General features: G+C 64.0%; 21 protein-coding genes. 14 read left to right on the top strand and 7 right to left on the bottom strand.

Features of this window, described 5'->3' with window-relative positions:
* Window positions 1-14: 14 nt before the first annotated feature.
* Complete coding sequence (locus NKH21_RS05785; protein WP_023679515.1) at window positions 15-662, bottom strand: cysteine hydrolase family protein; 648 nt, start codon at window positions 660-662, stop codon at window positions 15-17.
* 128 nt (window positions 663-790) lie between these two features.
* Between NKH21_RS05785 and NKH21_RS05780 the strand changes: the two genes are divergently transcribed.
* The gene (locus NKH21_RS05780) at window positions 791-1,777 is read left to right on the top strand and encodes a helix-turn-helix domain-containing protein (RefSeq protein WP_352863488.1); all 987 of its coding nucleotides are present in this window, start codon (window positions 791-793) and stop codon (window positions 1,775-1,777) included.
* A 6-nt stretch (window positions 1,778-1,783) separates the two neighbouring features.
* On the opposite strand, the gene NKH21_RS05775 is transcribed toward NKH21_RS05780, so the two are convergent.
* Window positions 1,784-2,341, bottom strand: a complete 558-nt coding sequence (locus tag NKH21_RS05775) for a sugar O-acetyltransferase (RefSeq protein WP_352863486.1) — start codon at window positions 2,339-2,341, stop codon at window positions 1,784-1,786.
* Window positions 2,342-2,488: 147 nt separating this feature from the next.
* Between NKH21_RS05775 and NKH21_RS05770 the strand changes: the two genes are divergently transcribed.
* The 3 genes from NKH21_RS05770 to NKH21_RS05760 all read left to right on the top strand — a co-directional run bounded on the left by NKH21_RS05770 (window position 2,489) and on the right by NKH21_RS05760 (window position 5,474).
* A complete protein-coding gene (locus NKH21_RS05770) occupies window positions 2,489-2,950 on the top strand; it encodes a DUF4126 domain-containing protein (protein ID WP_352863484.1) in 462 nt (153 codons plus the stop codon).
* Complete coding sequence (locus tag NKH21_RS05765; protein ID WP_352863482.1) at window positions 2,947-4,323, top strand: FAD-containing oxidoreductase; 1,377 nt, start codon at window positions 2,947-2,949, stop codon at window positions 4,321-4,323. The genes NKH21_RS05770 and NKH21_RS05765 overlap by 4 nt, the downstream gene beginning before the upstream one ends.
* 101 nt (window positions 4,324-4,424) lie before the next feature.
* On the top strand, window positions 4,425-5,474 hold the full coding sequence (locus NKH21_RS05760; RefSeq protein ID WP_352863481.1) for a M14 family metallopeptidase: 1,050 nt from the start codon (window positions 4,425-4,427) through the stop codon (window positions 5,472-5,474).
* 14 nt (window positions 5,475-5,488) lie between these two features.
* Here the strand turns inward: NKH21_RS05760 and NKH21_RS05755 are convergent, their stop codons facing one another.
* Complete coding sequence (locus NKH21_RS05755) at window positions 5,489-6,259, bottom strand: isocitrate lyase/PEP mutase family protein (protein ID WP_352863476.1); 771 nt, start codon at window positions 6,257-6,259, stop codon at window positions 5,489-5,491.
* Between the two features lie 320 nt (window positions 6,260-6,579).
* Here NKH21_RS05755 and NKH21_RS05750 point away from each other — a divergent pair, with 320 nt between their 5' ends.
* Together NKH21_RS05750 and NKH21_RS05745 are read left to right on the top strand one after the other, a co-directional pair.
* Entirely contained in the window at window positions 6,580-8,769 is a 2,190-nt protein-coding gene (locus tag NKH21_RS05750) for an anthranilate synthase (RefSeq protein WP_352863474.1), read from the top strand.
* A 32-nt stretch (window positions 8,770-8,801) separates the two neighbouring features.
* Complete coding sequence (locus tag NKH21_RS05745) at window positions 8,802-9,731, top strand: cation diffusion facilitator family transporter (RefSeq protein ID WP_502911853.1); 930 nt, start codon at window positions 8,802-8,804, stop codon at window positions 9,729-9,731.
* A gap of 222 nt (window positions 9,732-9,953) precedes the next feature.
* Here NKH21_RS05745 and NKH21_RS05740 read toward each other — a convergent pair whose 3' ends face one another.
* On the bottom strand, window positions 9,954-11,042 hold the full coding sequence (locus NKH21_RS05740) for a hypothetical protein (RefSeq protein WP_352863472.1): 1,089 nt from the start codon (window positions 11,040-11,042) through the stop codon (window positions 9,954-9,956).
* 101 nt (window positions 11,043-11,143) lie between these two features.
* Here NKH21_RS05740 and NKH21_RS05735 point away from each other — a divergent pair, with 101 nt between their 5' ends.
* The 4 genes from NKH21_RS05735 to NKH21_RS05720 all read left to right on the top strand — a co-directional run bounded on the left by NKH21_RS05735 (window position 11,144) and on the right by NKH21_RS05720 (window position 14,342).
* Entirely contained in the window at window positions 11,144-11,602 is a 459-nt protein-coding gene (locus tag NKH21_RS05735; protein WP_352664585.1) for a DsrE family protein, read from the top strand.
* Between the two features lie 73 nt (window positions 11,603-11,675).
* A complete protein-coding gene (locus NKH21_RS05730) occupies window positions 11,676-12,473 on the top strand; it encodes an SDR family NAD(P)-dependent oxidoreductase (RefSeq protein ID WP_352664583.1) in 798 nt (265 codons plus the stop codon).
* A gap of 49 nt (window positions 12,474-12,522) precedes the next feature.
* The gene (locus NKH21_RS05725; RefSeq protein WP_352664581.1) at window positions 12,523-12,831 is read left to right on the top strand and encodes a putative quinol monooxygenase; all 309 of its coding nucleotides are present in this window, start codon (window positions 12,523-12,525) and stop codon (window positions 12,829-12,831) included.
* 422 nt (window positions 12,832-13,253) lie between these two features.
* Window positions 13,254-14,342 (top strand): AbrB family transcriptional regulator, encoded by a 1,089-nt coding sequence (locus NKH21_RS05720; protein ID WP_352664579.1) that lies wholly within the window; start codon window positions 13,254-13,256, stop codon window positions 14,340-14,342.
* An 18-nt stretch (window positions 14,343-14,360) separates the two neighbouring features.
* Here the strand turns inward: NKH21_RS05720 and NKH21_RS05715 are convergent, their stop codons facing one another.
* From NKH21_RS05715 to NKH21_RS05705, 3 genes are read right to left on the bottom strand one after another with little or no spacing between them, the layout of a single operon-like run.
* Window positions 14,361-14,675 carry a nuclear transport factor 2 family protein gene (locus tag NKH21_RS05715; protein ID WP_352664577.1) on the bottom strand — a complete coding sequence of 105 codons (315 nt, stop codon included), beginning with the start codon at window positions 14,673-14,675 and terminating at the stop codon, window positions 14,361-14,363.
* 18 nt (window positions 14,676-14,693) lie between these two features.
* Window positions 14,694-15,470 (bottom strand): esterase family protein, encoded by a 777-nt coding sequence (locus NKH21_RS05710; protein ID WP_352620494.1) that lies wholly within the window; start codon window positions 15,468-15,470, stop codon window positions 14,694-14,696.
* Window positions 15,471-15,474: 4 nt separating this feature from the next.
* Entirely contained in the window at window positions 15,475-16,641 is a 1,167-nt protein-coding gene (locus NKH21_RS05705; RefSeq protein ID WP_352664575.1) for an ATP-grasp domain-containing protein, read from the bottom strand.
* Window positions 16,642-17,452: 811 nt separating this feature from the next.
* On the opposite strand from NKH21_RS05705, the gene leuA reads away from it, so the two are divergent.
* The 4 genes from leuA (at window position 17,453) to NKH21_RS05685 (ending at window position 22,890) form a co-directional block, all read left to right on the top strand.
* Window positions 17,453-19,189, top strand: a complete 1,737-nt coding sequence (gene leuA, locus NKH21_RS05700; RefSeq protein WP_352863468.1) for a 2-isopropylmalate synthase — start codon at window positions 17,453-17,455, stop codon at window positions 19,187-19,189.
* Window positions 19,190-19,332: 143 nt separating this feature from the next.
* Window positions 19,333-21,123 (top strand): tetratricopeptide repeat protein, encoded by a 1,791-nt coding sequence (locus tag NKH21_RS05695; protein WP_352664571.1) that lies wholly within the window; start codon window positions 19,333-19,335, stop codon window positions 21,121-21,123.
* 212 nt (window positions 21,124-21,335) lie between these two features.
* A complete protein-coding gene (locus NKH21_RS05690; RefSeq protein WP_352863466.1) occupies window positions 21,336-22,139 on the top strand; it encodes an alpha/beta fold hydrolase in 804 nt (267 codons plus the stop codon).
* A 133-nt stretch (window positions 22,140-22,272) separates the two neighbouring features.
* Window positions 22,273-22,890, top strand: coding sequence for a hypothetical protein (locus NKH21_RS05685; RefSeq protein WP_352863464.1), 618 nt, complete (start codon window positions 22,273-22,275; stop codon window positions 22,888-22,890).

Genomic DNA, 22,890 nt, shown 5'->3' with positions numbered 1-22,890 from the left:
CGACGATCTCGTCCCTACGCCGCGCTTCGCGCCAGCGCGCGCTGGTTGGAGGCATAGGGTGTGTCGTGCTGGGGTACCACGCCGGTCTTCAGGCAATCGATCCACTCGGCGGTCTTGAGAACGGCCGCGAAGCGCGACTGCAGGACGATCGTCACCACGCGATGGATTTCCTCCCCCGAAGCGTAACCGGCGCTGTTGGCGTACGGCAATGACCCCGTTGCGTCCGACAGGAACTCCACCTCAAAGCCCATATGCACGGCGTGGATGACCGTCGACAGATCGCAATTATGCGTCATGTAGCCAATGACCGTGATCGTATCGATAGAGTTGGCGCGCAGCCACTCCTCGAGGTCTGTGCCGGTGAAGGCGCTCGGCAAGTTCTTTTCGATGTAGTGGTCGCGGTTTCGCCTGGCGATTTCCGGGTGCAACTCGGCGCCATGGCTGCCCTTGGCGAAGACCGGTGAGGTTTCCGGCGCCAACTGCTTGATGACCACCACCTTGACGCCTGCCTCGGTGGCCGCATCCATCGCTCGCGCTACATTGACGACGCTGTCGCGGAACGGCGGATGCTGGATGGCGAGGTTGCCGCCGTCATAGTCATTTTGAACATCGATGACGATAAGGGCGCGGCGTGGAGCTTTGCCTTTGGCTGGTTGCGACATGGGGTTTTCCTTTCCCGTTGGACATTGATGGGTGGACGATAAGCTCGGCACGGGATGGCAAAAAGTGTCCCAATTGACATTATTCGAAAGAATTGGGACAATTGGTTGTTACTCCTGTTGGTGTTGCCATGACCGAGCCTGCCGTTGCCGCTATCGCCTTCGATGGCATCAGCCCGTTTCATCTCTCCGTGCCGTGTCTCGTGTTCGGCGCGGATCGCACGACGCTCGGCCTGCCGCGCTTCGACTTCCGGGTCTGCGCGATTGAGGACGGGCCGATCCGCACCGATGCCGGGCTGACCATCAGCGTCCCGCACGGGCTTTCCGCGCTCGATGACGCCGACATCGTCATCGTGCCAAGCTGGAAGGATCTCGGGAGCTCACCTCCAGCGGCTTTGATAGACGCGTTGCTTAGCGCGCATCGGCGCGGCGCGCTGATCGTCGGACTGTGCCTGGGAACGTTCGCTGTCGCGGCGACCGGACTGCTCTCGGGGCGGCGAGCGGCGACGCACTGGGCCTACGCGGATCAGCTGCAGGAACTCTATCCCGACATTCTCGTCGAACCGGAAGTGCTCTACATCGACAATGGCGATGTCGTGACATCCGCCGGCGTCGCTGCCGGGCTCGACTGCTGCCTGCACGTCGTACGGGCTCGTTACGGCGCGGAGGCGGCACTTCGCCTTGCCCGGCAGATCGTGCTTTCTCCCCACAGGCAGGGCGGGCAGGCTCAATTCATCGAACGTCCCATCGCCAGGACCGGCAATGCGGACCGCTTTACCCAGGCTCTCGAGACGGTGCGCAAAACGTTGGGTGAGCCGCACAGTCTGGACAGCGTTGCCGGTCACGCCGGCCTCACCCGCCGGACGTTCACGCGCCGTTTCCAGAAATCGATCGGCACCAGTTTCGGCGACTGGCTGACCGACCAGCGCGTCCAGCTGGCGCAGCGGCTGCTGGAAGCAACTGAAAAATCGATGGACACGGTTGCCTTCGAGGCCGGCTTCGGCAGCGCCACCTCGCTGCGCCGGCATTTCGCGGCGCGCCTCAGAACCTCGCCGGCGCAGTACCGGCGCGAATTCTCGAGGAGTGTCGATCTGGATAGACGCGGCGCTTCACGCTGATCCGGCTCAGCCGTTCCTGATTATCCGTGCCGGATTGCCGACAACCGTGGTGTTCGCCGCGACGTCGCGTGTCACCACGGCACCGGCGCCGACGATAGCGCCATCGCCGATCCTGACCCCGCCGAGGACGATGGCACTTCCGCCGATCCAGGCATTGTCGCCGATCTCGACCGGCCTGGCCATCTCCAGCCCTGCCCGTCGTCCGGCGGCCTCCTTGTGGTGCTCGGCGCAATAGATCTGCACATTGGGGCCGAGCAGCGTTCCCTTGCCGATGCGCACCGGCGCCGTGTCGAGAATGGTGCAGCCGGCATTGAGGAAGACGCGGTCGCCGAGAAAGATGTTGAAGCCATAGGCGCAGTGGAACGGCGCTTCGATCCGGGCGCCCTCGCCCGCAGCGCCGAGCAGCGCCCGCAATCCAGGCCCGATATCGCCACGCTGCCGGGGTGGCAGGCTGTTGTGCTCGAACACCGCGTCGCGCGCCGTAATGCGCAGCGCCTCCAGTTCCGGATCGAGGCAGCAATACCACTCACCCGCCGCCATTTTCGTGCGTTCGCTCCCCATCATGGCCGCAACTCCAGTTTCAACTTTGCCAAAGCACAAGTGGTGAAAATACGGAAGCGCCGGCGGCGACACCACCTCTGGTCAAATACCCGACCTATGGTAGCTTGCCCTCTCGGACCTGTCCCAAGCCGGCCATCGAGGGGATCGATCATGCTGTACATTCTTGCACTCCTGATTGGCATCGTTGCCGGGCTTCGCGCCATGACCGCGCCCGCCGCGGTCACCTGGGGCGCCTGGCTTGGCTGGTTGCCAGTCGCCGGCACCTGGGCGAGCTTCATGGGCCACTGGATCGCCGTCGTCATCTTCACCATCCTGGCCATCGCCGAACTGGTCACCGACCAGCTGCCATCGACGCCGAGCCGCAAGGTGCCGCAGCAATTCGGCACGCGCATCGTCCTGGGCGCTTTCACCGGCGCGGTGATCGGCGCCACCGGTGGCGCCATCATCGGCGGCCTGATCGCCGGCGCCATCGGCGCGGTGATCGGCACGCTGGGCGGCGCCGAGGCGCGCAAACGCCTGGCCACCGCCTTCGGCAAGGACCCGCCCGCCGCCTTCATCGAGGACGCGGTGGCGATCGTCGGCGGGCTTCTGATCGTGGCGGCGGTGGCATGACGGCAAAGACATTCGACGCCATCATCGTCGGTGCCGGGCAGGCCGGCCCACCGCTCGCCGGCCGGCTGAATGCGGCCGGCATGAGCGTGGCGCTGATCGAGCGAAAGCTGGTCGGCGGCACTTGCGTCAACACCGGCTGCACGCCGACCAAAACGATGGTAGCAAGCGCCTATGCCGCGCATCTAGCCCGCTCCGCAGCGGATTACGGGGTGACGCTCTCCGGTCCCGTCGGCGTCAACTACAAGGCGATCAAGGCGCGCAAGGACAAGGTCTCCAACGACGCACGCGGCAATCTCGAAGACTGGATTGCCGGCATGGACAAATGCACGCTCTGTCGCGGCCATGCGCGTTTCGTGAGCGCCAATACGGTGCGCGTCGGCGACGATCTGCTGAGCGCCGAAAGGATATTCCTCAACACCGGTGGCCGCGCCTCGGTGCCCGACCTGCCCGGTGTCAACGACGTATCCTACCTCACCAACTCGTCGATGATGGATCTCGACGTGCTGCCGCGCCATCTCATCGTTGTCGGCGGCAGCTATGTCTCGCTCGAATTCGCGCAGATGTTCCGTCGCTTCGGTTCCGAAGTCACAGTCATCGAAAAAAGCCCGCGCCTGATCGGCCGCGAGGACGAGGATGTCTCGGACGCCATTTTGTCGATCCTCGAAAACGAAGCCATTGCCGTCCATCTCGGCGCCGACGACATCCGCTTCGCCAGGCGAGGCAACGAAATCGCCGTGACCTTCTCGCCAGGCAAGGCAGCTGCGGTCGGCTCGCATGTGCTGCTGGCGCTCGGCCGCACGCCAAACACCGACGATCTCGGCCTCGACAAAGCCGGCGTCGAGGTCGACAAACGCGGCTTCATCGTCGTCGACGACCAGTTGCGCACCAGCGTGCCCGGCATCTGGGCAATGGGCGACTGCAACGGCAAGGGCGCCTTCACCCACACCTCGTACAACGACTACGAGATCGTCGCCGCCAACCTGCTCGACAACGATCCGCGCAAGGTCAGCGACCGCATCGAGGCCTACGCGCTCTATATCGACCCACCACTCGGCCGCTGCGGCATAACCGAAGCCGCGGTAAGGAAATCCGGTCGCCGCGCCCTGGTCGGCCAGCGGCCAATGACCCGTGTCAGCCGTGCCGTCGAAAAAGGTGAGACGCAAGGTTTCATGAAGATCCTGGTCGACGCCGACACCAGGGAGATCCTCGGCTGTTCGGTGCTCGGCCCGGGCGGCGACGAAGCGGTGCACTGCGTGCTCGACCTGATGTATGCCAAGGCGCCGGTCAGCACGCTGGCGCGCGCCGTCCACATCCACCCGAACGTCTCGGAGCTTCTGCCGACCATCGCCCAGGAACTCAAGCCGCTGGTGTGAGCGCCGGGTAGAGTCGTGCGCCCATAGCGGCGCCGGCTGGACCAATCGACAGCCCAGGGGCAAAAGGGCATGTGTTCCGCCTCTTCTCCCGGAGGCATCCCATGCAGAAATCCATCGAACGCATCGCCGGCGACAGCGAAGGCGTTTCCTACGAATTCCCCGTCTTCCGCTTCACCGGAACAGACAAGACGGCGCCTTCCGCCTATCTGCAGGCGGCACTTCATGCCGGCGAATTGCCGGGCGTCGTCGCCATCGATGCACTGATGCCGATGCTCAGCAGGGCCGAAGCCGAAGGCCGCATCAGCGGCAATATGACCATCGTGCCCTGGGCCAATCCGATCGGCCGGGCGCAATATCTCTACGGCGACCATCAGGGCCGCTTCCATCTGGGCACGCGCACCAATTTCAACCGTGGCTTTCCGCGGCTCGCCGCGCCGGACCTCACGCTGCTGCCGACGCACTGCACGGTCGACCAGCGGCTGAAGACGCGGCTGCTGCAGCTCTCCATCGGCCACGACATCATGCTCGACCTGCATTGCGACGATGAAGGCCTCGCCTATCTCTACGTCCACACCAGCCTGTGGCCGGCCATGGCGGACTGTGCGGCGGCCATGGGCGTCGATGCGGTGATGCTGTGGGACGAAGATCCCGACGGCACCTTCGAAGGCGCCTCGATCATGCCATACCAAAACGTTCCCGCCGACGTGGCGCGCCTCGACCGGCGCGTCGCCACCACCGTCGAATATCGCGGCATACTCGATGTCGACGGCGCCTTGGCCGGCGCCGATGCCGAGGGGCTCTACCGGCTGCTGGTGGCGCGCGGCGTCATCCGGGATCAGGCGCTGTCCGCGCCTGGCAGCTTCGTTGGGCTCGTCGCACCTATCGAAAACATCGAGATGATGCCGGCGCCCCGCTCGGGCGCGATCCTCTTCGACGTGAAGCCGGGCGATCGCGTCACCAAGGGTGCGCGACTTGCCACCATCGTCCACGCGCCCGGTGAGCCCGACGGCCGCACGGACGTGTTGGCGCCGCAGGCGGGCCTCATCCTGACCCGGCGTTCCCGGCGCATCATCCGCGCCGGCGAAGACCTCTTGAAGCTGGTCGGCGACAGGACGAGCGCCGATGCAAGGTCGGGGACGCTGGAGGACTGACGCACCCTGCCAGGCTAGCCCGAAATCGCCTGTCGCGCCTTAGCCTCCAGCCATTCGGCCATCTGCCGGTACGGCACCGGACCATGGCTCACGCGGGCGACGCCGAGTTCGGCAAGCCTCTGGCGTGGCGGCACATGCGCCAGGGCAATGATGTTGACCGGCAATGCCGTTGCCTCGCAGAGCGCCTCGATCAGGCCTTCATCGGCAAGCCCCGGCGCAAAGAAGCCATGAGCTCCGGCCCTTTCGTAGGCGCGCGCCCGCTCGATCGCCTGATCGAGAAGAGCCTTGTCGTGCGCATTCGGTTTATTCTTCAGGAAAATGTCGGTTCGGGTGTTAATGAAGGCCGGAATACCCGACGCCTTCACCGCCGCTGCGGCGGCTTCGATCCGCCTCACCTGTATGGCGACGTCGTGCAGCCCACTGCCGCCGACAATCTGATCCTCGAAATTAAAGCCCACGGCCCCAGCCTGCACGGCGAGCGCTACGCTGCGGGCGACAACCTCCGGAGCGACCCCGTAACCCCCCTCGAGGTCCATGGTTACCGGCACATCCACCGCCGCAACGATGCGTTTGATGTTTTCGAGCGCCAGTTCCAACGGGATTTTCTCGCCATCGGCGAATCCGAAAGCGGCCGCGACGGGCCAGCTGCCGGTGGCAATGGCCTTGGCCCCTGCTTTCTCGATGATCTTGGCTGAGCCTGGGTCCCAGGCATTGTAGAGGACAATCGGGTTTCCCTTGACATGGAGGGAATGGAACGTCCGTGCGCGGTCGATCTGCTCGGTCATTTGATGTCTTCCCGTCTTCTTGCTGTGTGATGCAGAGTCTAGGCAGGACTGCCGGTCTTGGCCATGTGCCATGGGTTGCGAAAGCGGCAGCCACCCCACAGACTTTCAAACCTGTTGCGCACACCGCTTTTCGCGGCTATGGATTTCGCCATGAATATGCGTTCGATCAAGACCATTTGGTGGTGGGCTCGCTGACAGCGGCCTGTTCGAACGCGTTCGCGTGACAATAGAGGGTGGCCGCAGCGGAATGTCCGGGCGGCCATTTGTTTTTTCAAGCCATTCCCGGGTCCGTTGCCCCAAAGACGCTGATGGAGACGGCAATGACGACGAAAATTCTGGAGAATGGCGCCGAGCGCTTCGTCACCGCGGGTGGCGTGGCGATTACCCGCCAGCGCCATGACCGGCCATATGAAGGGGCGATCGACGGCTATGTCGATGGCCTGAATTCGCGCCGCGGCGCCGTGTTTTCCTCGAATTACGAATATCCCGGCCGCTATACGCGCTGGGACACCGCCATCATCGATCCGCCCGTGGTGATCTCGGCACGCGGCCGCGCCATGCGCATCGAGGCGCTGAACCGCCGCGGCGAGGTGCTTTTACCGGTGATCGGCACGGTGCTTGCCGGCCTTGACGATGTCACGATCGCCGAGACGTCCAACAAACTCATCCGCCTCGAGGTCGCCAAGCCCGGTCGTATCTTCACCGAAGAGGAACGCAGCCGCGTTCCCTCCGTCTTCACCGTGCTGCGCGCCATCACCGCCTTGTTCAAGACCGAGGAGGACGCCAATCTCGGCCTCTATGGCGCCTTCGGCTACGACCTCGCCTTCCAGTTCGATCCGGTCGACTACAAGCTCGAGCGCAAGCCAAGCCAGCGCGACCTCGTCCTGTTCCTGCCCGACGAGATCCTCGTCGTCGACCATTATTCGACCAAGGCCTGGACGGACCGCTACGACTATTCTGGCGATGGCTTCTCGACCGAAGGCCTGCCGCGCGACGAAGTCGTCGAGCCGTTCAGGACCGCAGACCGCATCCCGCCGCGCGGCGACCACGAGCCCGGCGAATATGCCAAGCTGGTGCGCAAGGCGATGAAGAGCTTCGAGCGTGGCGACCTGTTCGAAGTGGTGCCGGGGCAGATGTTCTACGAACGCTGCGAAACCCAGCCCTCCGAGATTTCCCGCAAGCTCAAGAGCATCAACCCTTCGCCGTATTCCTTCTTCATCAATCTCGGCGAGGGCGAATATCTGATCGGCGCCTCGCCGGAAATGTTCGTGCGCGTCAACGGCCGCCGCGTCGAGACCTGCCCGATCTCCGGCACGATCAAACGTGGCGACGATGCCATCTCCGACAGCGAGCAGATCCTGAAGCTGCTCAATTCGAAGAAGGACGAATCCGAACTCACCATGTGCTCGGATGTCGACCGCAACGACAAGTCGAGGGTCTGCGAGCCGGGCTCGGTGCGCGTTATCGGTCGCCGCCAGATCGAGATGTATTCGCGCCTGATCCACACTGTCGACCACATTGAGGGACGGCTGCGCGAAGGCATGGACGCTTTCGACGCCTTCCTGTCGCATGCCTGGGCCGTCACCGTTACCGGCGCGCCGAAATTATGGGCTATGCGCTTCATCGAGCAGAACGAGAAGAGCCCGCGCGCCTGGTATGGCGGGGCGATCGGCATGGTCAACTTCAATGGTGACATGAACACCGGCCTGACGCTTCGCACCATCCGCATCAAGGACGGCATCGCTGAGGTGCGCGCCGGCGCCACGCTGCTCTTCGACAGCATTCCCGAAGAAGAAGAAGCCGAAACCGAACTGAAGGCATCCGCCATGCTCTCCGCCATCCGCGACGCCAAATTAGGCAATGCCGCCAGCACCGAACGCAGCACCGCGCGTGTCGGCGACGGCGTCAACATCCTCCTGGTCGACCACGAGGACAGTTTCGTCCATACGCTCGCCAACTATTTCCGCCAGACCGGCGCCAATGTCTCGACGGTGCGCACACCGGTGCCGGACGAGATCTTCGACCGGCTGAAGCCAAACCTGGTCGTGCTGTCGCCCGGCCCCGGCACGCCGAAGGATTTCGACTGCGCCGCGACCATCAAGCGGGCCCGTGCGCGCGATCTGCCGATCTTCGGCGTCTGCCTCGGGCTGCAGGCGCTGGCCGAAGCCTATGGCGGCGAGCTGCGGCAATTGCACATCCCCATGCATGGCAAGCCGTCGCGCATCCGCGTGTCGAAGCCGGGCATCATCTTCTCCGGCTTGCCCAAGGAGGTGACGGTCGGCCGCTACCATTCGATCTTCGCCGATCCGGTGCGGCTGCCCGATGGTTTTGTCGTCACCGCCGAGACCGAAGACGGCATCATCATGGCCTTCGAGCACCGCAAGGAGCCGATCGCTGCGGTGCAGTTTCACCCGGAATCGATCATGACGCTCGGCCACAATGCCGGCATGCGCATCATCGAGAACATCGTCGCGCACCTGCCGCGCAAGGCCAAGGAAAAGGCCGCTTAATTCGAGGGCTCAGTGTTGGGATCTTTTCCCCAGTGACCGCGGCAGAAATCAAGGCCGCCGCCAGGCAGAAGGTCGCCAGCCTCGCCTTCTGGTCGATCGTTGTCGCCTGCGTCGTGCTCGGCCTGAAGCTGGTGGCCTGGTACGTCACCGGCTCGGTTGCGCTATATTCGGACGCGCTGGAATCGATCGTCAACGTCATTGCCTCGGCAGCCGCCTATTGGGCGATCCAGGTCAGCTACAAGCCGGCCGACCAGGACCATCCGTTCGGCCACCACAAGGCCGAGTATTTCTCGGCCGTCCTCGAAGGCGTGCTGATCGTGCTTGCCGCCTTGCTGATCCTCAATGAGGTCTGGTGGTCCTGGCAGCATCGCGCCCCGCTGGAACAGCCATGGACCGGCCTTGCCGTCAACGGCGTCGCAACGGTCATCAACGCCGTCTGGGCCTTGACGCTGATCCGCACCGGCCGAAGCGAAAAATCACCGGCTCTCGTCGCCGACGGCAGGCACATCATGACCGATGTGGCGACCTCGGTCGGTGTGTTCATCGGCCTGGTCGGCGCCGTGCTGACCGGCTGGCAGGTTCTCGATCCGGCTCTTGCCGTGATCGTGGCGCTGAACATTCTGTGGCAGGGCTGGCACGTCATCGGCTCGTCCATGAACGGGCTGATGGACCGCGCCGTCGACACCCAGGAACATATCCGCATCCGCGACATCATCTCGGCCAATTGCAAGGGCGCGCTCGAGGTCCACGATTTGAAGACGCGCATCGCCGGCCGCGCCACCTTCATCGAGTTTCATCTGGTCGTCGACGCCGACATGTCGGTCGGCGCCAGCCACGTCATCTGCGACCGCATCGAGGACGCGCTGCAGGCAGAGATCCCTTCCGTCCGCGTCATCATCCATGTCGAGCCCGACGACGAGGCGAAACTGCCCAAGGGCACGACGGCCGTGCCGTTCGCGTGAGGTGGCGTCGCGGAGAAAAATCGCTCAGTCGTGATCCTTCGCGCCCCCCTCTGTCCTGCCGGACATCTCCCCCACAAGTGGGGAGATTGGCAGCTTCAGAGCGCCGCTCGCTCCTGCGACGATGGTGATTGGCGAAAGCGGCGGTGACGGCCGATCTCCCCCCAAGTGGGGGAGATGTCCGGCAGGACAGAGGGGGGCACTGTCCCTCCAGCGTTGCGGTTGCTACAGCCCGCAGGCGGCCTGCGGCATCGGCTCCAGCCGGTAGACCTTGTCGTCGGAGCTGGTGTCGCCTTCCGCCGCCTTCGAGCACAGATCGACGATCGGCAGGCCGCTGTTCGGGTTGGCCAGCATCATCGTGCCGTTGGCGCCGCGGCGAAGGAAGACCTCCTTTTGCGCGATGTCGCAGGAGGCAGCACCCGTCTTCGTGCTCGCCGCGCAGCGCCATTGGTCGCCCTCGCCCTGGCAGTTGTAGACCTGCGTGACCTTGGCCGATTTCTGCCGCGTGGTAACCGAAACGGCGATATCGGCGCCGCTTGGCCAATTGGCCGGATCGCCCTCCTTGGCGAAAGACGCCAGCTCGACCGGTCCGCGATAAACCCGGATCGTCTGGGTCAGCTGATCGGGATGCGAGCCGAGATGCGCGGCATCGTAGTCACGCCCGTAGCAGAAGGCTCGGTCCGGCTTCAGCCGCTCGCGCAATGGCGGGCCAAGGGCCGGGTCGATCGGGTCGATGTGCGCGAACTCGGCCTTGCAGGTGGCGGCCGGCATCGGGTCGAGCCCGAAGCTGTTGTCGTCCTTGCCCAGCGCCTGCCGTTCGTACTCCGCCTCGCCGAGCTCATCTTCCGATCCGGCGTCGAGATAGAGGTCGGGCTGCACGTCCGAGACGATCAGCCGGCCTTTGTCGTCGACCTTCAGCGAAGCCATGGTGCGATCGCAGTCCATGCCGCAGCGGATCGCACCGGTTTTGCCGTCCTCCGACTCATGGCTGCACCAGCCGCCGAGCCATTCCGGCGCCTCGGCGCCGCGCACCGTCGTCGCCATGAAGCCATTGTAGGAGGAATCGATGCCAGTGCTTGGCTCCTCGTTTGGCCGGCTGACCGGATCGCGGCCGTAATAAAAGAAGATGCGCGCCACCTTCTGGTGCGGATGCGACTTGAGATGCGCGGCGTCGTAGACGCGGCCGAAGCAGGCGTCCTTGCCGTCGGGGCTGAGCTCGGTGAGTTTGAGCGTGTCGTCGGCGAAAGCAGCACCGGCGACGGCGGCAAGCAAGGCAACCCCAAGCCCGGCGCCCACAATGGTCCTTGATATCATGCTGGCTCCCCCTGCCCCGACAAGACGTGGCGTCAATTTATGCTAGGATCGAGGCCGAGGCCACGCAATTTGCGCGGGCCGGCCAAATGGGAGATGAAGCCATGCGACGCCGCGATATTTTCCGCGTCGGTCTTGCCGGGGCCGCCGGGCTTTTCGGGCTGCGCCCCACCAAGGCTGCAGCTAGTGAAGTCAAGCCGGCGGCTGCCGAAGAGGAAAGGCAAAAGGTCGCCTATCACCTCAGCGACCTCGACAAGGTCAATTTCGTGCTCGGCAACATCAAGAACCACTTCGAAGGCACCGACGGCAAGGTCGACATCGCGCTTGTCGTGCACGGCCCGGCACTTGCCGCCTTCAAGTCGAAAGGCATATCGGCTGCCATTTCCGGGCGGTTCGCCGGCCTTGTCCAGGATGGGCTCAGCCCGCACGCTTGCGCCAACACCATGCACGGCATGGATATCGGCCTGGCCGACCTGCTCGACGGCTTCCATGCAGCCGACCGGGGCGGCGTCGTCAAGCTCGCCGAATTGCAACGCCAGGGCTACGCCTATCTCAGGCCATAGGCTTTTACGGACTTGAACGCGAGGACTGCGAGGGCCTACGAAGAGTAGGCAGAGTCCCCCCGGAGGAATAGACGTGCCAGCCACCACCACCCTTGTCAGCCCCTCTCTGGTCATCCCCGACCTTGCCGGAAAGGCGGTCCTGGTCACCGGCGCCTCGACCGGCATCGGCGCGGCGCTTGCACTTGCCTATGCCGCGCAGAAATGCCGCGTCGCGCTGCACTATAATTCGAGCCGTACGGCTGCCGAAAACCTGGCCGCGACCATTCGCAACGGTGGCGGTGACGTGTTCCTCGTCCAGGGCGATTTCTCGGTCCCCGCCGATGTCGAGCGCGTCGTCGAGGACAGTGCGCAACATTTCGGCCGGCTCGACGGCCTCGTCAACAATGCCGGCGGCATGCTCGGCCGCGTGCCCTATGCCGAGCAGACCGAGGCGCATTACGACGCGGTGATGGACCTCAACGCGCGTTCGGTGCTGACAGCTTCGCGCAAGGCGATCCCATGGCTGAAGCGGCAGGGCGGCTTCATCGTCAACACCTCCTCGATCGCCGCGCGCAACGGCGCCGGTGGCGGCGCCGGCCTTTACGGCTCGGCCAAGGCCTTCGTCTCCAACATCACGCGCGGCATGGCCAAGGAGCTGATCAGTTTCAACATCCGCGTTAACGCGGTAGCGCCCGGCACGATCGCGACGCCTTTCCACGAGCGCTACTCGACCGACGACCAGATGAGAGGCATGATCGCCACCATCCCGCAGGGCCGCGCCGGCACCGCCGAGGACTGCGTCGGCGCCTATCTGTTCCTCTCCTCCGATCTGCTGAGCGGCTACATCATCGGCCAGGTGATCGAGGTCAATGGCGGGCAGTTGATGCCGTAGACGGCGAACTGCATACTCCTGGTTGCGTCATCTCAACGGAGCAAAGCGAATGTACGGACTGATCGGCAAGATGCGGGCGATGCGCGGCCAGCGTGACGCAATGATGGATATCCTGCTCGCCAGCACCGGCGCCATGCCCGGCTGCCTGAACTACATCATCGCCACCGACCCGGCCGATGCCGACGCGATCTGGGTGACCGAAGTGTGGACCGACGCCGAAAGCCACAAGGCTTCGCTGCAGCTGCCCGAAGTCCAGGCGGCAATCGCCAAGGCACGGCCGATCATCGCCGGCTTCGAGTTCCAGGTGGAGACGCATCCTGTTGGCGGGTTCGGGTTACCGGAGAGCAAGGTGAGCTGAGGATGAGGATAGGGGATCCGGTTTCGCTAGCGATTAGCCGAGTTGCCACCGCGCCTTCGTCATCCCAGGGCGGAGCAGGAGCGAAGCGACGTCGCGCAGACCCTGGGATCCATGCCGTTACATCAGCCGAAGAATGCAGCGGTTCAGAATGGCGCTTGCATCCGCAGCGGTGCCTACTCGGTTGGTAAAGGACGTGCTGTCGGTGCCAAGAAGCACTCGATTCTGATCCGCCTTCGCGTGCCACAGTTGTCACGGCATGGATCCTGGGGTCTGCGCCGCGTCGCTTCGCTCCTTGCTCCGCCCCAGGATGACGAAGGGATGGATGTCTCAGCTAATCTCCAAGGTTCAGCGTATTACCACCCAAGCCCTTTTCCTCCCAAAAAGGGTTCGCATTTTTCCGCGACCGGTCTAAGAGCCGATTTATGGATTCTTCCCCGAACCCGCCGGCCATCGAGCATCTGGCGCGGATCCACAAGGCTTGGCAGTGGCCGGTCCTGGTGGTGGTCTCGGTGCTGTTTGCCGGCGCGCTGGAACTCGCCGCCCTGCCCGCCGCGCTCTTGATCGGACCGATGCTGGCGGCCATCGCTGCCGGCACCAACGGCGCCACGGTGCGCGTGCCGCGGGTTCTGTTCGGCTCAGCCCAGGCGGTCGTCGGCTGCCTGGTCGCCAGTTCGATCTCGGCCGATATCTTTCCCGTCTTCTACAGGGAATGGCCGCTGTTCCTCGGCGTTGTGATGGCGACGGTCGCGGCATCCAGCCTGCTTGGCTGGCTGATCAGCCGCTGGCGCATCCTGCCCGGCACCACGGCGGTCTGGGGCTCGTCGCCGGGCGCCGCCACCGCCATGGTGCTGATGGCCGGTGCCTTCGGCGCCGACCAGCGCCTCGTCGCCTTCATGCTATATCTGCGCGTCATCTGCGTCTCGATGACGGCAGCCTTGGTGGCCAAGCTGTGGGTCGACACCTCAGGCATCGAGGTGCCGGCCATCGTCTGGTTCCCACCGGTCGACCCGCAAGGCTTGGCCGCAACATTCGGCGTGGCGCTGGTCGGCGGCCTCGCCGGAAAGCTTTTCCGGCTGCCGTCGCCGTTTTTCCTCGGCACCTTCATTTTCGGCACCGTGATCCATCTCGGGCTCGGCGTGACCATGCAGTTGCCACCCTGGCTGCTCGCCTTGAGCTATACGATGATCGGCTGGAGCATCGGCCTGAATTTCACCAGGGCCATTTTGCGCCACGCGGCCCGCGCGCTGCCGCAGATCGTCGGCTCGATCATTGCCCTGATCGTCTTTTGCGGCGGCCTCGCCTTCCTGATCAGCCGCCTGCTCGGCATCGATCCGCTGACCGCCTATCTGGCGACCAGCCCCGGCGGCATGGACAGCGTCGCCATCATCGCCGCCGCCGCGCAGCATGTCGACATCTCCTTCGTCATGGCGCTGCAATCGGCACGCTTCCTGATCGTGCTTCTGGTCGGCCCAAGCGTGGCGCGGCTGGTGGCGAGAAGCCTGCGGGAGTAAGACCGGCCGGGCAGCGCGTCAGCTGATCACCAGGCTGGAGATGCGGTCGCCGTCCAGCGTGAAAGCCATGTCGCCCTCGCCGTTGAAGCCGTTGCCTGTGACCGCGATGCGGACCTTGTAGGTATCGCCCGCCGGTTCGATACGAATGATGCTAAGTTTGGACTGCACGCCGATATTGTCCGACTGGTTCCAGCGCGCAATCTGGTCGCGGCCCCGGAACGACCTGCCCCAGTCGCTCAGAAAGGCATCGGCGGTGAACGTCTCGAGGAAAGCTTTGGTGTCGCCGGCATTGGTGGCTTCGACAAAGCGGCGGATGGCATCGGGCGTGGTCATTTCCTTCCTCCAGGTGACCTAATCCAGCCGGTGCATCAGATCGTCGTCCAGCCAGCGGGCGAAGAAATACACCAGTTGCTTGTGCCACCACGGCCAGTCATGGGCGACATCGCCGCCCCAATAGTCGACCCAGGCCGGGATCGACTTGTCACGCAGGATCTGTTCCAGCGCCTGCGTATCGGCCAGCATCCGTTCCTCCCAGGCACCTTGCCCGCAGCAGAAGATCAGCCGCAGCGCCTTCAGCCTGACAAGCAGCCCCGGATCGACGATACCCGGCAGGTAGTCGAGCGGCGAGTTGAAGAAAATCTGTCCGTCGAGCGCGCTGCCGAAGAAATCGTGGGTCGAGTAGACCCCCGACAGCGCGATGACCCCGCTGGCCAGTTCCGGAAAGCGGAAGACGAAATTCGACGAATGATAGCCGCCCATCGAGCAGCCGCAAAATAGCGGCTTCAGCGTACGCCCGCCATTGGCCTCGGCTGCGACAGACAGGAGTTCCGGCAGCGCCTCCTCGCGCACATAGCGGAAATACGCTTCATGCCGGGCGATGCGATGGGCCGGCTCGGCGTGGCGGTCGAAGAAGGATTCCGCATCGATGCCGTCCAGCGTGAACAGCTGGATGCGACCGGTGTCGACGAACTCGGCGAGAGCCGAGACGGCGCCGGAATCCTCGAACTGGTAGAACCGCCCTTGCGAAGTCGGGAACACAACCACGGGTCGGCCGGCATGGCCGTAGCGCTTGTATTCCATGTCGCGGCCGAGGTTGCGGCCAAAACCCTTGTGGTAGGAAACGTCCATCGCCTCACGCCTTTTCCGCATGGATGTAGTCGACCGCCCGGCGCAGCGCCTTCGGGTCCGTGGAGCGCAGCTGATAGGCGTAGTTTCCCATGGCGCGGCTGAAAACCTCCTCGATGGCGTGATGATGGACGATCATGTCGCCATGGGCGGCTAGCACGTCGGCATGGCTGTGCACATAGTTGAGGTGCCGCTTGCGGCTGGCATAGGCGGTGAAATACTTGCCCCTGTAAGGGCCGCCGGCGGCGTCCTTGACCACCATGTCGGCCCAGGCGGCATAGACATCGATATCGAAGGTGTAATTGATGGCATCGGTCATCCAGGCGCCAGGCGGCCGCATGTTGACCTCCAGCGCGATGACCCGGTCGTCCCTGGTTTCGAACAGCTCGATGTGGAAGAACCGCTCGCGCACGTCGAACGCCTTGAGGATTTTCCTGCCGGCCTCCTCGACCGCCGGGCTGATCTCGGGAAAACAGACATAGCTCATATGGCGGTCGCGGTTGACCACCTCCATGACGCTCTGGTCGTAGCGGTGGCTGGCGGCCAGCACCACCTCGCCGTCGCGGTTGACCAGCCCGTCATAGGTCACCACCAGCCCTTCGATGAATTGCTCCATGACGAAGCTGACGCCTTCCGGCTTGTCCCTGAAGAACCTGTCGAGTTCGCCGGCATTGGAGATTTTGAAGGTGTTCGAGGCGCCGGAGCCGGAATCCGGCTTCACCACCACGGGATAGCCGACGCGGCGGATGAAGGTCATGGCGCCGGCGCGGTCGGAGCATTTGCGTTGCGCGATGGTTTCGACGCCGCTCTTGCGGAAGAACGCCCGCATGCGGCTCTTGCGTTTCAAATTCTTCACGAAGTCGAGCTTGGTGCCGAAGATGTTGAAGTCGGTGCGGATATTGGCTTCCAGCTCCAGCCAATGCTCGTTGAGCGATTCGAACCGGTCGACGCGGCCCCATTTGTGGATGAAATGGCCGATCGCACGGAACACCGGCTCGTACTCCTCCATGTCGTCGATGCGGTAATATTCCGAAAGGGCTGCCTTCAATTTGCCGTCCAGCGCATCGAACGGCGCGTCGCCAATGCCGAGCACAGTGGCGCCGGCCTTCTTCAGCCGGTCGCAGAAATCGGCGCCGTTGGCTGGAAAATGCGGCGAGAAGAACACGAAGTTCATGGACGATCCCTCCCGGCGGCGAGCCATCGCACCCCCGCCGACAATCGACTCTGGCGCATTTGCCGGGCTCGGGGAAGAGCAACTGGATCAGGTGAGCGGTTGGGTCCGCGAAAGGTGACGCCAAACCGTGAAATAAAAAACCCGCCTCGACGGCGGGTCGTTGGAGCCAATTAGCACCATACCGAGATTAGTAGCATAGCTGCCGGCACAAAGCAAGAACAAAGTTGCCCAGCCCTCAACTTTGAATGTTGGCGAAAACCAAGGCGACATCCAATCTCCCCCCTTGCGGGGGAGATGTCCGGCAGGACAGAGGGGGGTGTGTAGGATCGCCAACGTCCGGCTTAGGAAGCCCTACGAGCCGGAAAATCCAAAGGGCGTGGCTACGGTGAGCTGACAGGTCGGCGGGACAGCACCCCCCTCTGGCCTGCCGGCCATCTCCCCCGCAAGGGAGGAGATCGGCGGTTTCGCCGCCGGTGCCTACTCCGAATATGCTCCCACTTGCCTCGCTTTGCCCGCTCCTGTATGAAATCCGCCATGAGCCCGCGAGCCACCTCTTTTGCGTCCCGTCCGACCGGCATTGCCGGCCAGACCGTTCGCGCGCTTGCCTCCACCCTGCTGCTTCTCGGCCTTATCGGCGATCGCCGGGTTCGCTGAAGGAGCGCCCGGCGGTCGAATTCGCCGCTCACGCGCACGCTCCTTGGCCAGTCTACAAAATTGGCACGTCACATCAAGCGAACGAAATTCTGGTAAAGGCGCTGCTCGCCACCAATCCGCCTGAAGCTGGATCCGCGAGCCGCCGGGAGAAAAGACGATGAACGCACGAGAAGATATCCGTCTGAATGTAGAGGAAACCGTCAAGCCCGCGAGGGGCATGCCGGACGCCGCCCGCAAATACCAGCCCTATCCGACCGTCGGCCTTGCCGATCGCACCTGGCCCTCGAAAGTGATCGACAAGGCGCCGATCTGGTGCTCGGTCGACCTGCGCGACGGCAACCAGGCGCTGATCGATCCTATGGGCCAGGAACGCAAGGCGCGCATGTTCGCCCTGCTGCTCGACATGGGCTTCAAGGAAATCGAGATCGGCTTCCCGTCGGCCTCGCAGACCGACTTCGATTTCGCCCGCTGGTGCATCGAACAGGGCAACGTGCCCGCCGATGTCTCGCTGCAGGTGCTGGTGCAGTGCCGGCCGGAACTGATCACCCGCACTTTCGAGGCGCTGAGGGGCGCCACCAACCCGATCGTCCATTTCTACAATTCGACCAGCGAGCTGCAGCGCCGCGTCGTCTTCGAGAAGGACGTCGCCGGCATCAAGCGCATCGCCACCGATGCGGCCAAGATGATCACCGACATGGCGGCCAAGGCCGGCGGCGGCTACCGTTTCGAATATTCGCCGGAAAGCTTTACCGGCACCGAGCTCGAAGTGGCGCTGGAGATCTGCAACGCCGTCACCGAGATCGTCAGGCCGACAGCGGAAAACAAGCTGATCATCAACCTGCCCTCGACGGTCGAGATGTCGACGCCCAACATCTATGCCGACCGCATCGAATGGATGTGCCGCAATCTCGACAACCGCGAGAACCTGTTGATCTCGCTGCATCCGCACAATGACCGCGGCACCGGCATCGCCACCACCGAGCTCGGCCTGATGGCGGGCGCCGACCGCGTCGAAGGCACGCTGTTCGGCAATGGCGAGCGCACCGGCAATGTCGACATCGTCACGCTGGCGCTCAACATGTACACGCAAGGCGTCGATCCCGGGCTCGACTGCTCCGACATCAACCGCATGAAGGACGTCTACGAATACTCCAACCAGCTGAAGATCCCCGAGCGCCATCCCTATGTCGGCGAGCTCGTCTACACCGCCTTTTCCGGCTCGCACCAGGACGCTATCAACAAGGGCATGAAGGCGCTGCGCAAGGCCAACACGCCGCACTGGGAGGTGCCTTACCTGCCGATCGACCCGGCCGATGTCGGCCGCAGCTATGAAGCCATCATCCGCATCAACTCGCAGTCCGGCAAGGGCGGCATCGCCTATGTGCTGCACGCGGATTACGGCCTCAACCTGCCGCGCAACCTGCAGATCGAGTTTAGCCAGGCCATCCAGGCGATCACCGATGCCGAAGGCAAGGAGGTGCCGGCCAGGCGCATCTACGAGCGCTTTCTCGACACCTATGTCGACCAGCCCGGGGCGCGGCTGAAGTTCCTCGACCACCACACCTACCCCGACACCGAGGTCAAGGGCCGGCGCGTGGTTGAAGCGGTGATCCTCGACAAAGGCAAGGAGGTGACCATATCCGGCACCGGCACCGGCCCGATCGACGGCTTCGTCGATGCGCTGTCGCGTCATGTCGGGGTGCCGATGTCGGTGCTCGATTATTCCGAGCATTCCATGCAGCGCGGCTCGAATGCCTCGGCCATTTCCTATGTCGAGATGGAACATCCGGGCGGCAAGCTGTTCGGCGCCGGCATCAACACCAACATCGTCGCCGCCTCGCTCGAAGCCGTGGTTTCGGCGGCCAACCGCATCGTCGGCCGGAAGGGCGGCTAGCCGGGACTGCCGGGCTCGCGCCATCAGCCCACCGGAATTTTATCCGGTGGGTACGCTATCGCACCATAAGCAGATGCTTGTATGGCGGCGCCAGCGCTATATGATCGTACCTCAACCTGTGCCGAATTCGAAGGGATCGACACTTGCAGCATACCACGCCTGCCGCCCCCGCAGTGCGCGAAACGTTGGAGCGATTGCTTGCCAGCGAAACGTTCGGACGATCCGAGCGCGCGCGCAAGCTGCTCCGCTACCTGGTCGAGCGCGAGCAGGCAGGCGAAGCCGATAGGCTCAAGGGCTTCTCCATAGCGATGGACGTCTTCGGCAAGGACGGCGATTTCGACCCGTCGACCGATGCGGTGGTGCGGGTGCAGGCCGGCAGGCTGCGCGACCTGCTACAGCAGTATTTCGCCAACGAGGGCGTTGCCGAACCGGTCCGCATCGCTATTCCGCGCGGCGGCTATGTTCCATCCTACGAACTCAACGCCATTCGCTTGCCGGCGGAGGCCGAGGCAGAGGGCAAGCCGCAGCCGGCGACAGAGGAGGCGGCGGCGACGGCCCCGCCCGGATCGCCACAGGATGCCCGCAACCGGGCACATCCGGCTGCATTGCTGAGCGTTCCAGCCGTGGCCCCTGCTGCACCTTCGCTGCAGCGCCATTTGCAGTTCTTCTGGCTGGCGATCGCGCTGGTCATCCTCATGCTGGGTGTGCTGATCCTTCGCCAGGGCAGCGTGGTATTGCTGACCGGCGGCGACACGGCGGTCGAGACCGCGGTGGCGACCGGCAGCATAGCAGCGCCTCCGGTTGAAACCCTCCCCCAGGTCTACATCGCCATCAAGGCCGACAGCGATGTGGCTCGCCGTGTCGCCGCATCGCTGCGCGCCGGCCTTAGCGGCTTCGATACCATCAATTTCATCGGCCGTGACGCCGACAGCCCGCCCGATCCAGTGACCGACGCCGCCAGCTTCGTATTCGACGTCCTGCCCGGGCCGCGCAGCGGCGACATCATGCTCGAGCTGCAAAGCGTGGCGACCGGCCGCGTGCTGCTCTCACGCAACCTGACCGCCGGCGACAGCGCGAACACCGCCATCGAGGACCAGATCTCCGGCATTTTGAGCTCGGCTCTTCCCGCCTCGGGCACGATCTACAACTACATCGAGCAGAGCGGCATCCAGACCGGGCTGACGGCGTGTCTGGTGCTCAACGGCAAATATTATCTCGACCAGAATGCCCAGACGCACGAAGCCGCCTACCGCTGCCTCGAAGATCTTGCCAACCGGGAGGCGAAGTCGTCGCTCGTCTATTCGGAACTCGCGTCCTTGCATCTCGAAGCGGTCACCGACCACTATCCCTACCCCGCCGACGCGACGATCGACAAAGCGATGACGTTTGCCCATCGCGCCATCCAGATGGGCCCGACCAGCCCCTACGCGCACCGCGCCCTTGGTTATCTCAATTCGCGCATGGGCGATTCCGCGGAATCGATCCGCTGGATGCGCAAGGCCTATGAGCTCAATCCCTACGATCTCGCAATGGCCGCCGCCTATGGCTACGGGCTGGTTTTCGCCGGCAGGTACAGCGAGGGCACCCCGATCCTTGCTCACGCCGTGGATATCGCCAGCGCCCATCCGACATGGTGGGATTACGGGCTGTTCGCCGGAGAATTCATGATGGGCGACATGAACAAGGCCACGCTTGCCAGCGACGGCTTGCGAACGACGGAAATGAAATCGCATTATCTGGCGGCGCGGCTGATCGGCGCCAAGGCTGCCGGCCGCGAGAAGCTGGTGAGCAGGCTGCTGCAGGAACTGACCACCAAATTCCCGAAATTCGCAGCCGATCCGCGCGCAACCTTCGTCGAGCGAAGATATCCCGCCGATCTGACCAACCGGCTGGTGGAGGCCCTGCGCGCCGCCGGCCTTGGCGGCGCCAGCTGACGTCTCCCGGCGCGTGAACGACATCAGCTTATCGCGAAAATTTTACTGGCCATCCGCACGGCCAAAGCGCAATTCAGACATCATTGAACCGGCCCGGCTGATCCCCACATAAGACTGATCTCCGCATAAGACTGATCCCCCGTAAAGATTGATCCTCGCGTAAGACCGATCCCGGCATCCTGACTGATCCGGCACCAAGCCACAAAGTTTGCATGACCCCATCCCTTTACGCTGCCGAACGGGGCACCGGCCCGACAACGATTGCCTTCCTGCATGGTTTCGGTGGCTGCCACGACGACTGGCGCGACGTGGCCGCGTCCCTGGCGCCCCGCGCGCGGACCTTGGCCTATGATCTGCCGGGTCACGGCTTGTCGCGCGATTTTCCCGGAGGCGGTCCGGCCAGGGTCGCTGCCAGTGCCGTCCTTGCCGATCTTTCCGCTCGCGGAATAAAGCGGGCCCATCTGGTCGGCCATTCGATGGGCGGCGCCGTGGCCGTCTTGATGGCATTGAGCGAGCCGGAAAAGATTGCCTCGCTGACGCTTTTGGCGCCGGGTGGTTTCGGTCCTGAAATCAATGGTCCGCTGCTGCGTCCCTACGCCGCCGCTGCCGGCGCGGATGAAATCCGCGCCTGTCTTGCCGCCTTGTCGGGACCGCAAAGCCGGCCGCCGCAGCATAGGGTCGAATTCCTCGACGAGATGCGCCAGCGTCCCGGCCAGTTACGCACACTTGTCGAGCTCGCAGCCGCCATGACCAGGGATGATCGGCAAGGCGTCATCCCGAACGAGCGGCTTGAAACGTTGAATATGCCAATCATGGTGGTTTGGGGAACCGACGACGCGATGCTGCCCGTCAGCCAGGCGGAGGGCGTGCCGAAGCATTTTCATCTGCACCACGTGCTGGAAGCCGGCCATATGCTGGTCGAGGAAGCGCCCGGCCTGGTCGTCGAGGCCGTCCGTCGCAATATGCGGCGCCGCAACAGGCGGCTTCGCCCGGGATTCGCCGCTGCGGCGAGCTGATCGGTCCTCGCGCAGGCACGGCGGCGGCGCTGGTGCTCATCCAGCGAACCCTTGCTCGCCCATCGATCTCGCAAGTGCATTTTGCCGGCGGCTGTGTTAATTCGGTGTTAACCAAACCCGCGAGGCAACGCCGATGAAGGACGCAGGCGAGAACATCACCCAGATCGATCAGTCGCGAAAGCTGTCCGATGCCATTCGCGACGTCAAGAACGCCTTCGCCGACCGCGATGACGTCGTCGTCGACATGCGCGAAGCGCATCGCATGCGGCTTGATCTGCTTGCCGCCGAACTCGCGCCGGTGTTCGGCGACGTACCCAGCGACATGGACAGTTTCGACTTCGCCGTCTCGTCCGGCCTGCAGCCACGGCTGTGGATCGACGCCGTCAGCCATGTCGCCATGGGACGCGACCGCCGCACCTACCGCTTTCTCAAGGATACGCGCATCGGCCGCGTCGTGCTCGCCGAATCGACCGACATGAAGGTCGTTGCCGACCAGGTGACGCGCTATGTCGCCGAGCGAGTCGTCGAACGCCAGAGAATGATGGAAGGCGGCATCGAGCAGGCCGTCGCCGGCCTGAAACGCGCCCTGGTGGCGGAGGCCGAGCCGCCGCTGCGGATCGCTGCGCGCGCCAACGGCTGGTCGGCGTTCTTCTCGGGCCTCGGCCTGATCGCCGCCGGCGCCCTGGTCGGCCTGGCGATTTCGCTCGTGCTGTTCTGGGACCGCATCGTCGCGATGAAAATCAGTTTCTAA

The sequence above is a fragment of the Mesorhizobium sp. M1329 genome (assembly GCF_040318035.1).
Taxonomy (GTDB): domain Bacteria; phylum Pseudomonadota; class Alphaproteobacteria; order Rhizobiales; family Rhizobiaceae; genus Mesorhizobium.
Note: the sequence above shows the minus strand (reverse complement) of the source record. Positions and strands in the feature narration are given on the sequence as shown.

Excerpts from the sequence above, each read along its gene's own strand:
- leuA (WP_352863468.1), top strand. The coding sequence starts at position 17,453 with ATGAACGCACGAGAAGATATCCGTCTGAATGTAGAGGAAACCGTCAAG.
- NKH21_RS05740 (WP_352863472.1), bottom strand. The coding sequence starts at position 11,042 with ATGATATCAAGGACCATTGTGGGCGCCGGGCTTGGGGTTGCCTTGCTT.
- NKH21_RS05725 (WP_352664581.1), top strand. The coding sequence starts at position 12,523 with ATGTACGGACTGATCGGCAAGATGCGGGCGATGCGCGGCCAGCGTGAC.
- NKH21_RS05710 (WP_352620494.1), bottom strand. The coding sequence starts at position 15,470 with ATGGACGTTTCCTACCACAAGGGTTTTGGCCGCAACCTCGGCCGCGAC.
- NKH21_RS05780 (WP_352863488.1), top strand. The coding sequence starts at position 791 with ATGACCGAGCCTGCCGTTGCCGCTATCGCCTTCGATGGCATCAGCCCG.
- NKH21_RS05690 (WP_352863466.1), top strand. The coding sequence starts at position 21,336 with ATGACCCCATCCCTTTACGCTGCCGAACGGGGCACCGGCCCGACAACG.
- NKH21_RS05755 (WP_352863476.1), bottom strand. The coding sequence starts at position 6,259 with ATGACCGAGCAGATCGACCGCGCACGGACGTTCCATTCCCTCCATGTC.
- NKH21_RS05770 (WP_352863484.1), top strand. The coding sequence starts at position 2,489 with ATGCTGTACATTCTTGCACTCCTGATTGGCATCGTTGCCGGGCTTCGC.
- NKH21_RS05765 (WP_352863482.1), top strand. The coding sequence starts at position 2,947 with ATGACGGCAAAGACATTCGACGCCATCATCGTCGGTGCCGGGCAGGCC.
- NKH21_RS05750 (WP_352863474.1), top strand. The coding sequence starts at position 6,580 with ATGACGACGAAAATTCTGGAGAATGGCGCCGAGCGCTTCGTCACCGCG.
- NKH21_RS05775 (WP_352863486.1), bottom strand. The coding sequence starts at position 2,341 with ATGATGGGGAGCGAACGCACGAAAATGGCGGCGGGTGAGTGGTATTGC.
- NKH21_RS05760 (WP_352863481.1), top strand. The coding sequence starts at position 4,425 with ATGCAGAAATCCATCGAACGCATCGCCGGCGACAGCGAAGGCGTTTCC.
- NKH21_RS05735 (WP_352664585.1), top strand. The coding sequence starts at position 11,144 with ATGCGACGCCGCGATATTTTCCGCGTCGGTCTTGCCGGGGCCGCCGGG.
- NKH21_RS05685 (WP_352863464.1), top strand. The coding sequence starts at position 22,273 with ATGAAGGACGCAGGCGAGAACATCACCCAGATCGATCAGTCGCGAAAG.
- NKH21_RS05785 (WP_023679515.1), bottom strand. The coding sequence starts at position 662 with ATGTCGCAACCAGCCAAAGGCAAAGCTCCACGCCGCGCCCTTATCGTC.
- NKH21_RS05705 (WP_352664575.1), bottom strand. The coding sequence starts at position 16,641 with ATGAACTTCGTGTTCTTCTCGCCGCATTTTCCAGCCAACGGCGCCGAT.
- NKH21_RS05720 (WP_352664579.1), top strand. The coding sequence starts at position 13,254 with ATGGATTCTTCCCCGAACCCGCCGGCCATCGAGCATCTGGCGCGGATC.
- NKH21_RS05715 (WP_352664577.1), bottom strand. The coding sequence starts at position 14,675 with ATGACCACGCCCGATGCCATCCGCCGCTTTGTCGAAGCCACCAATGCC.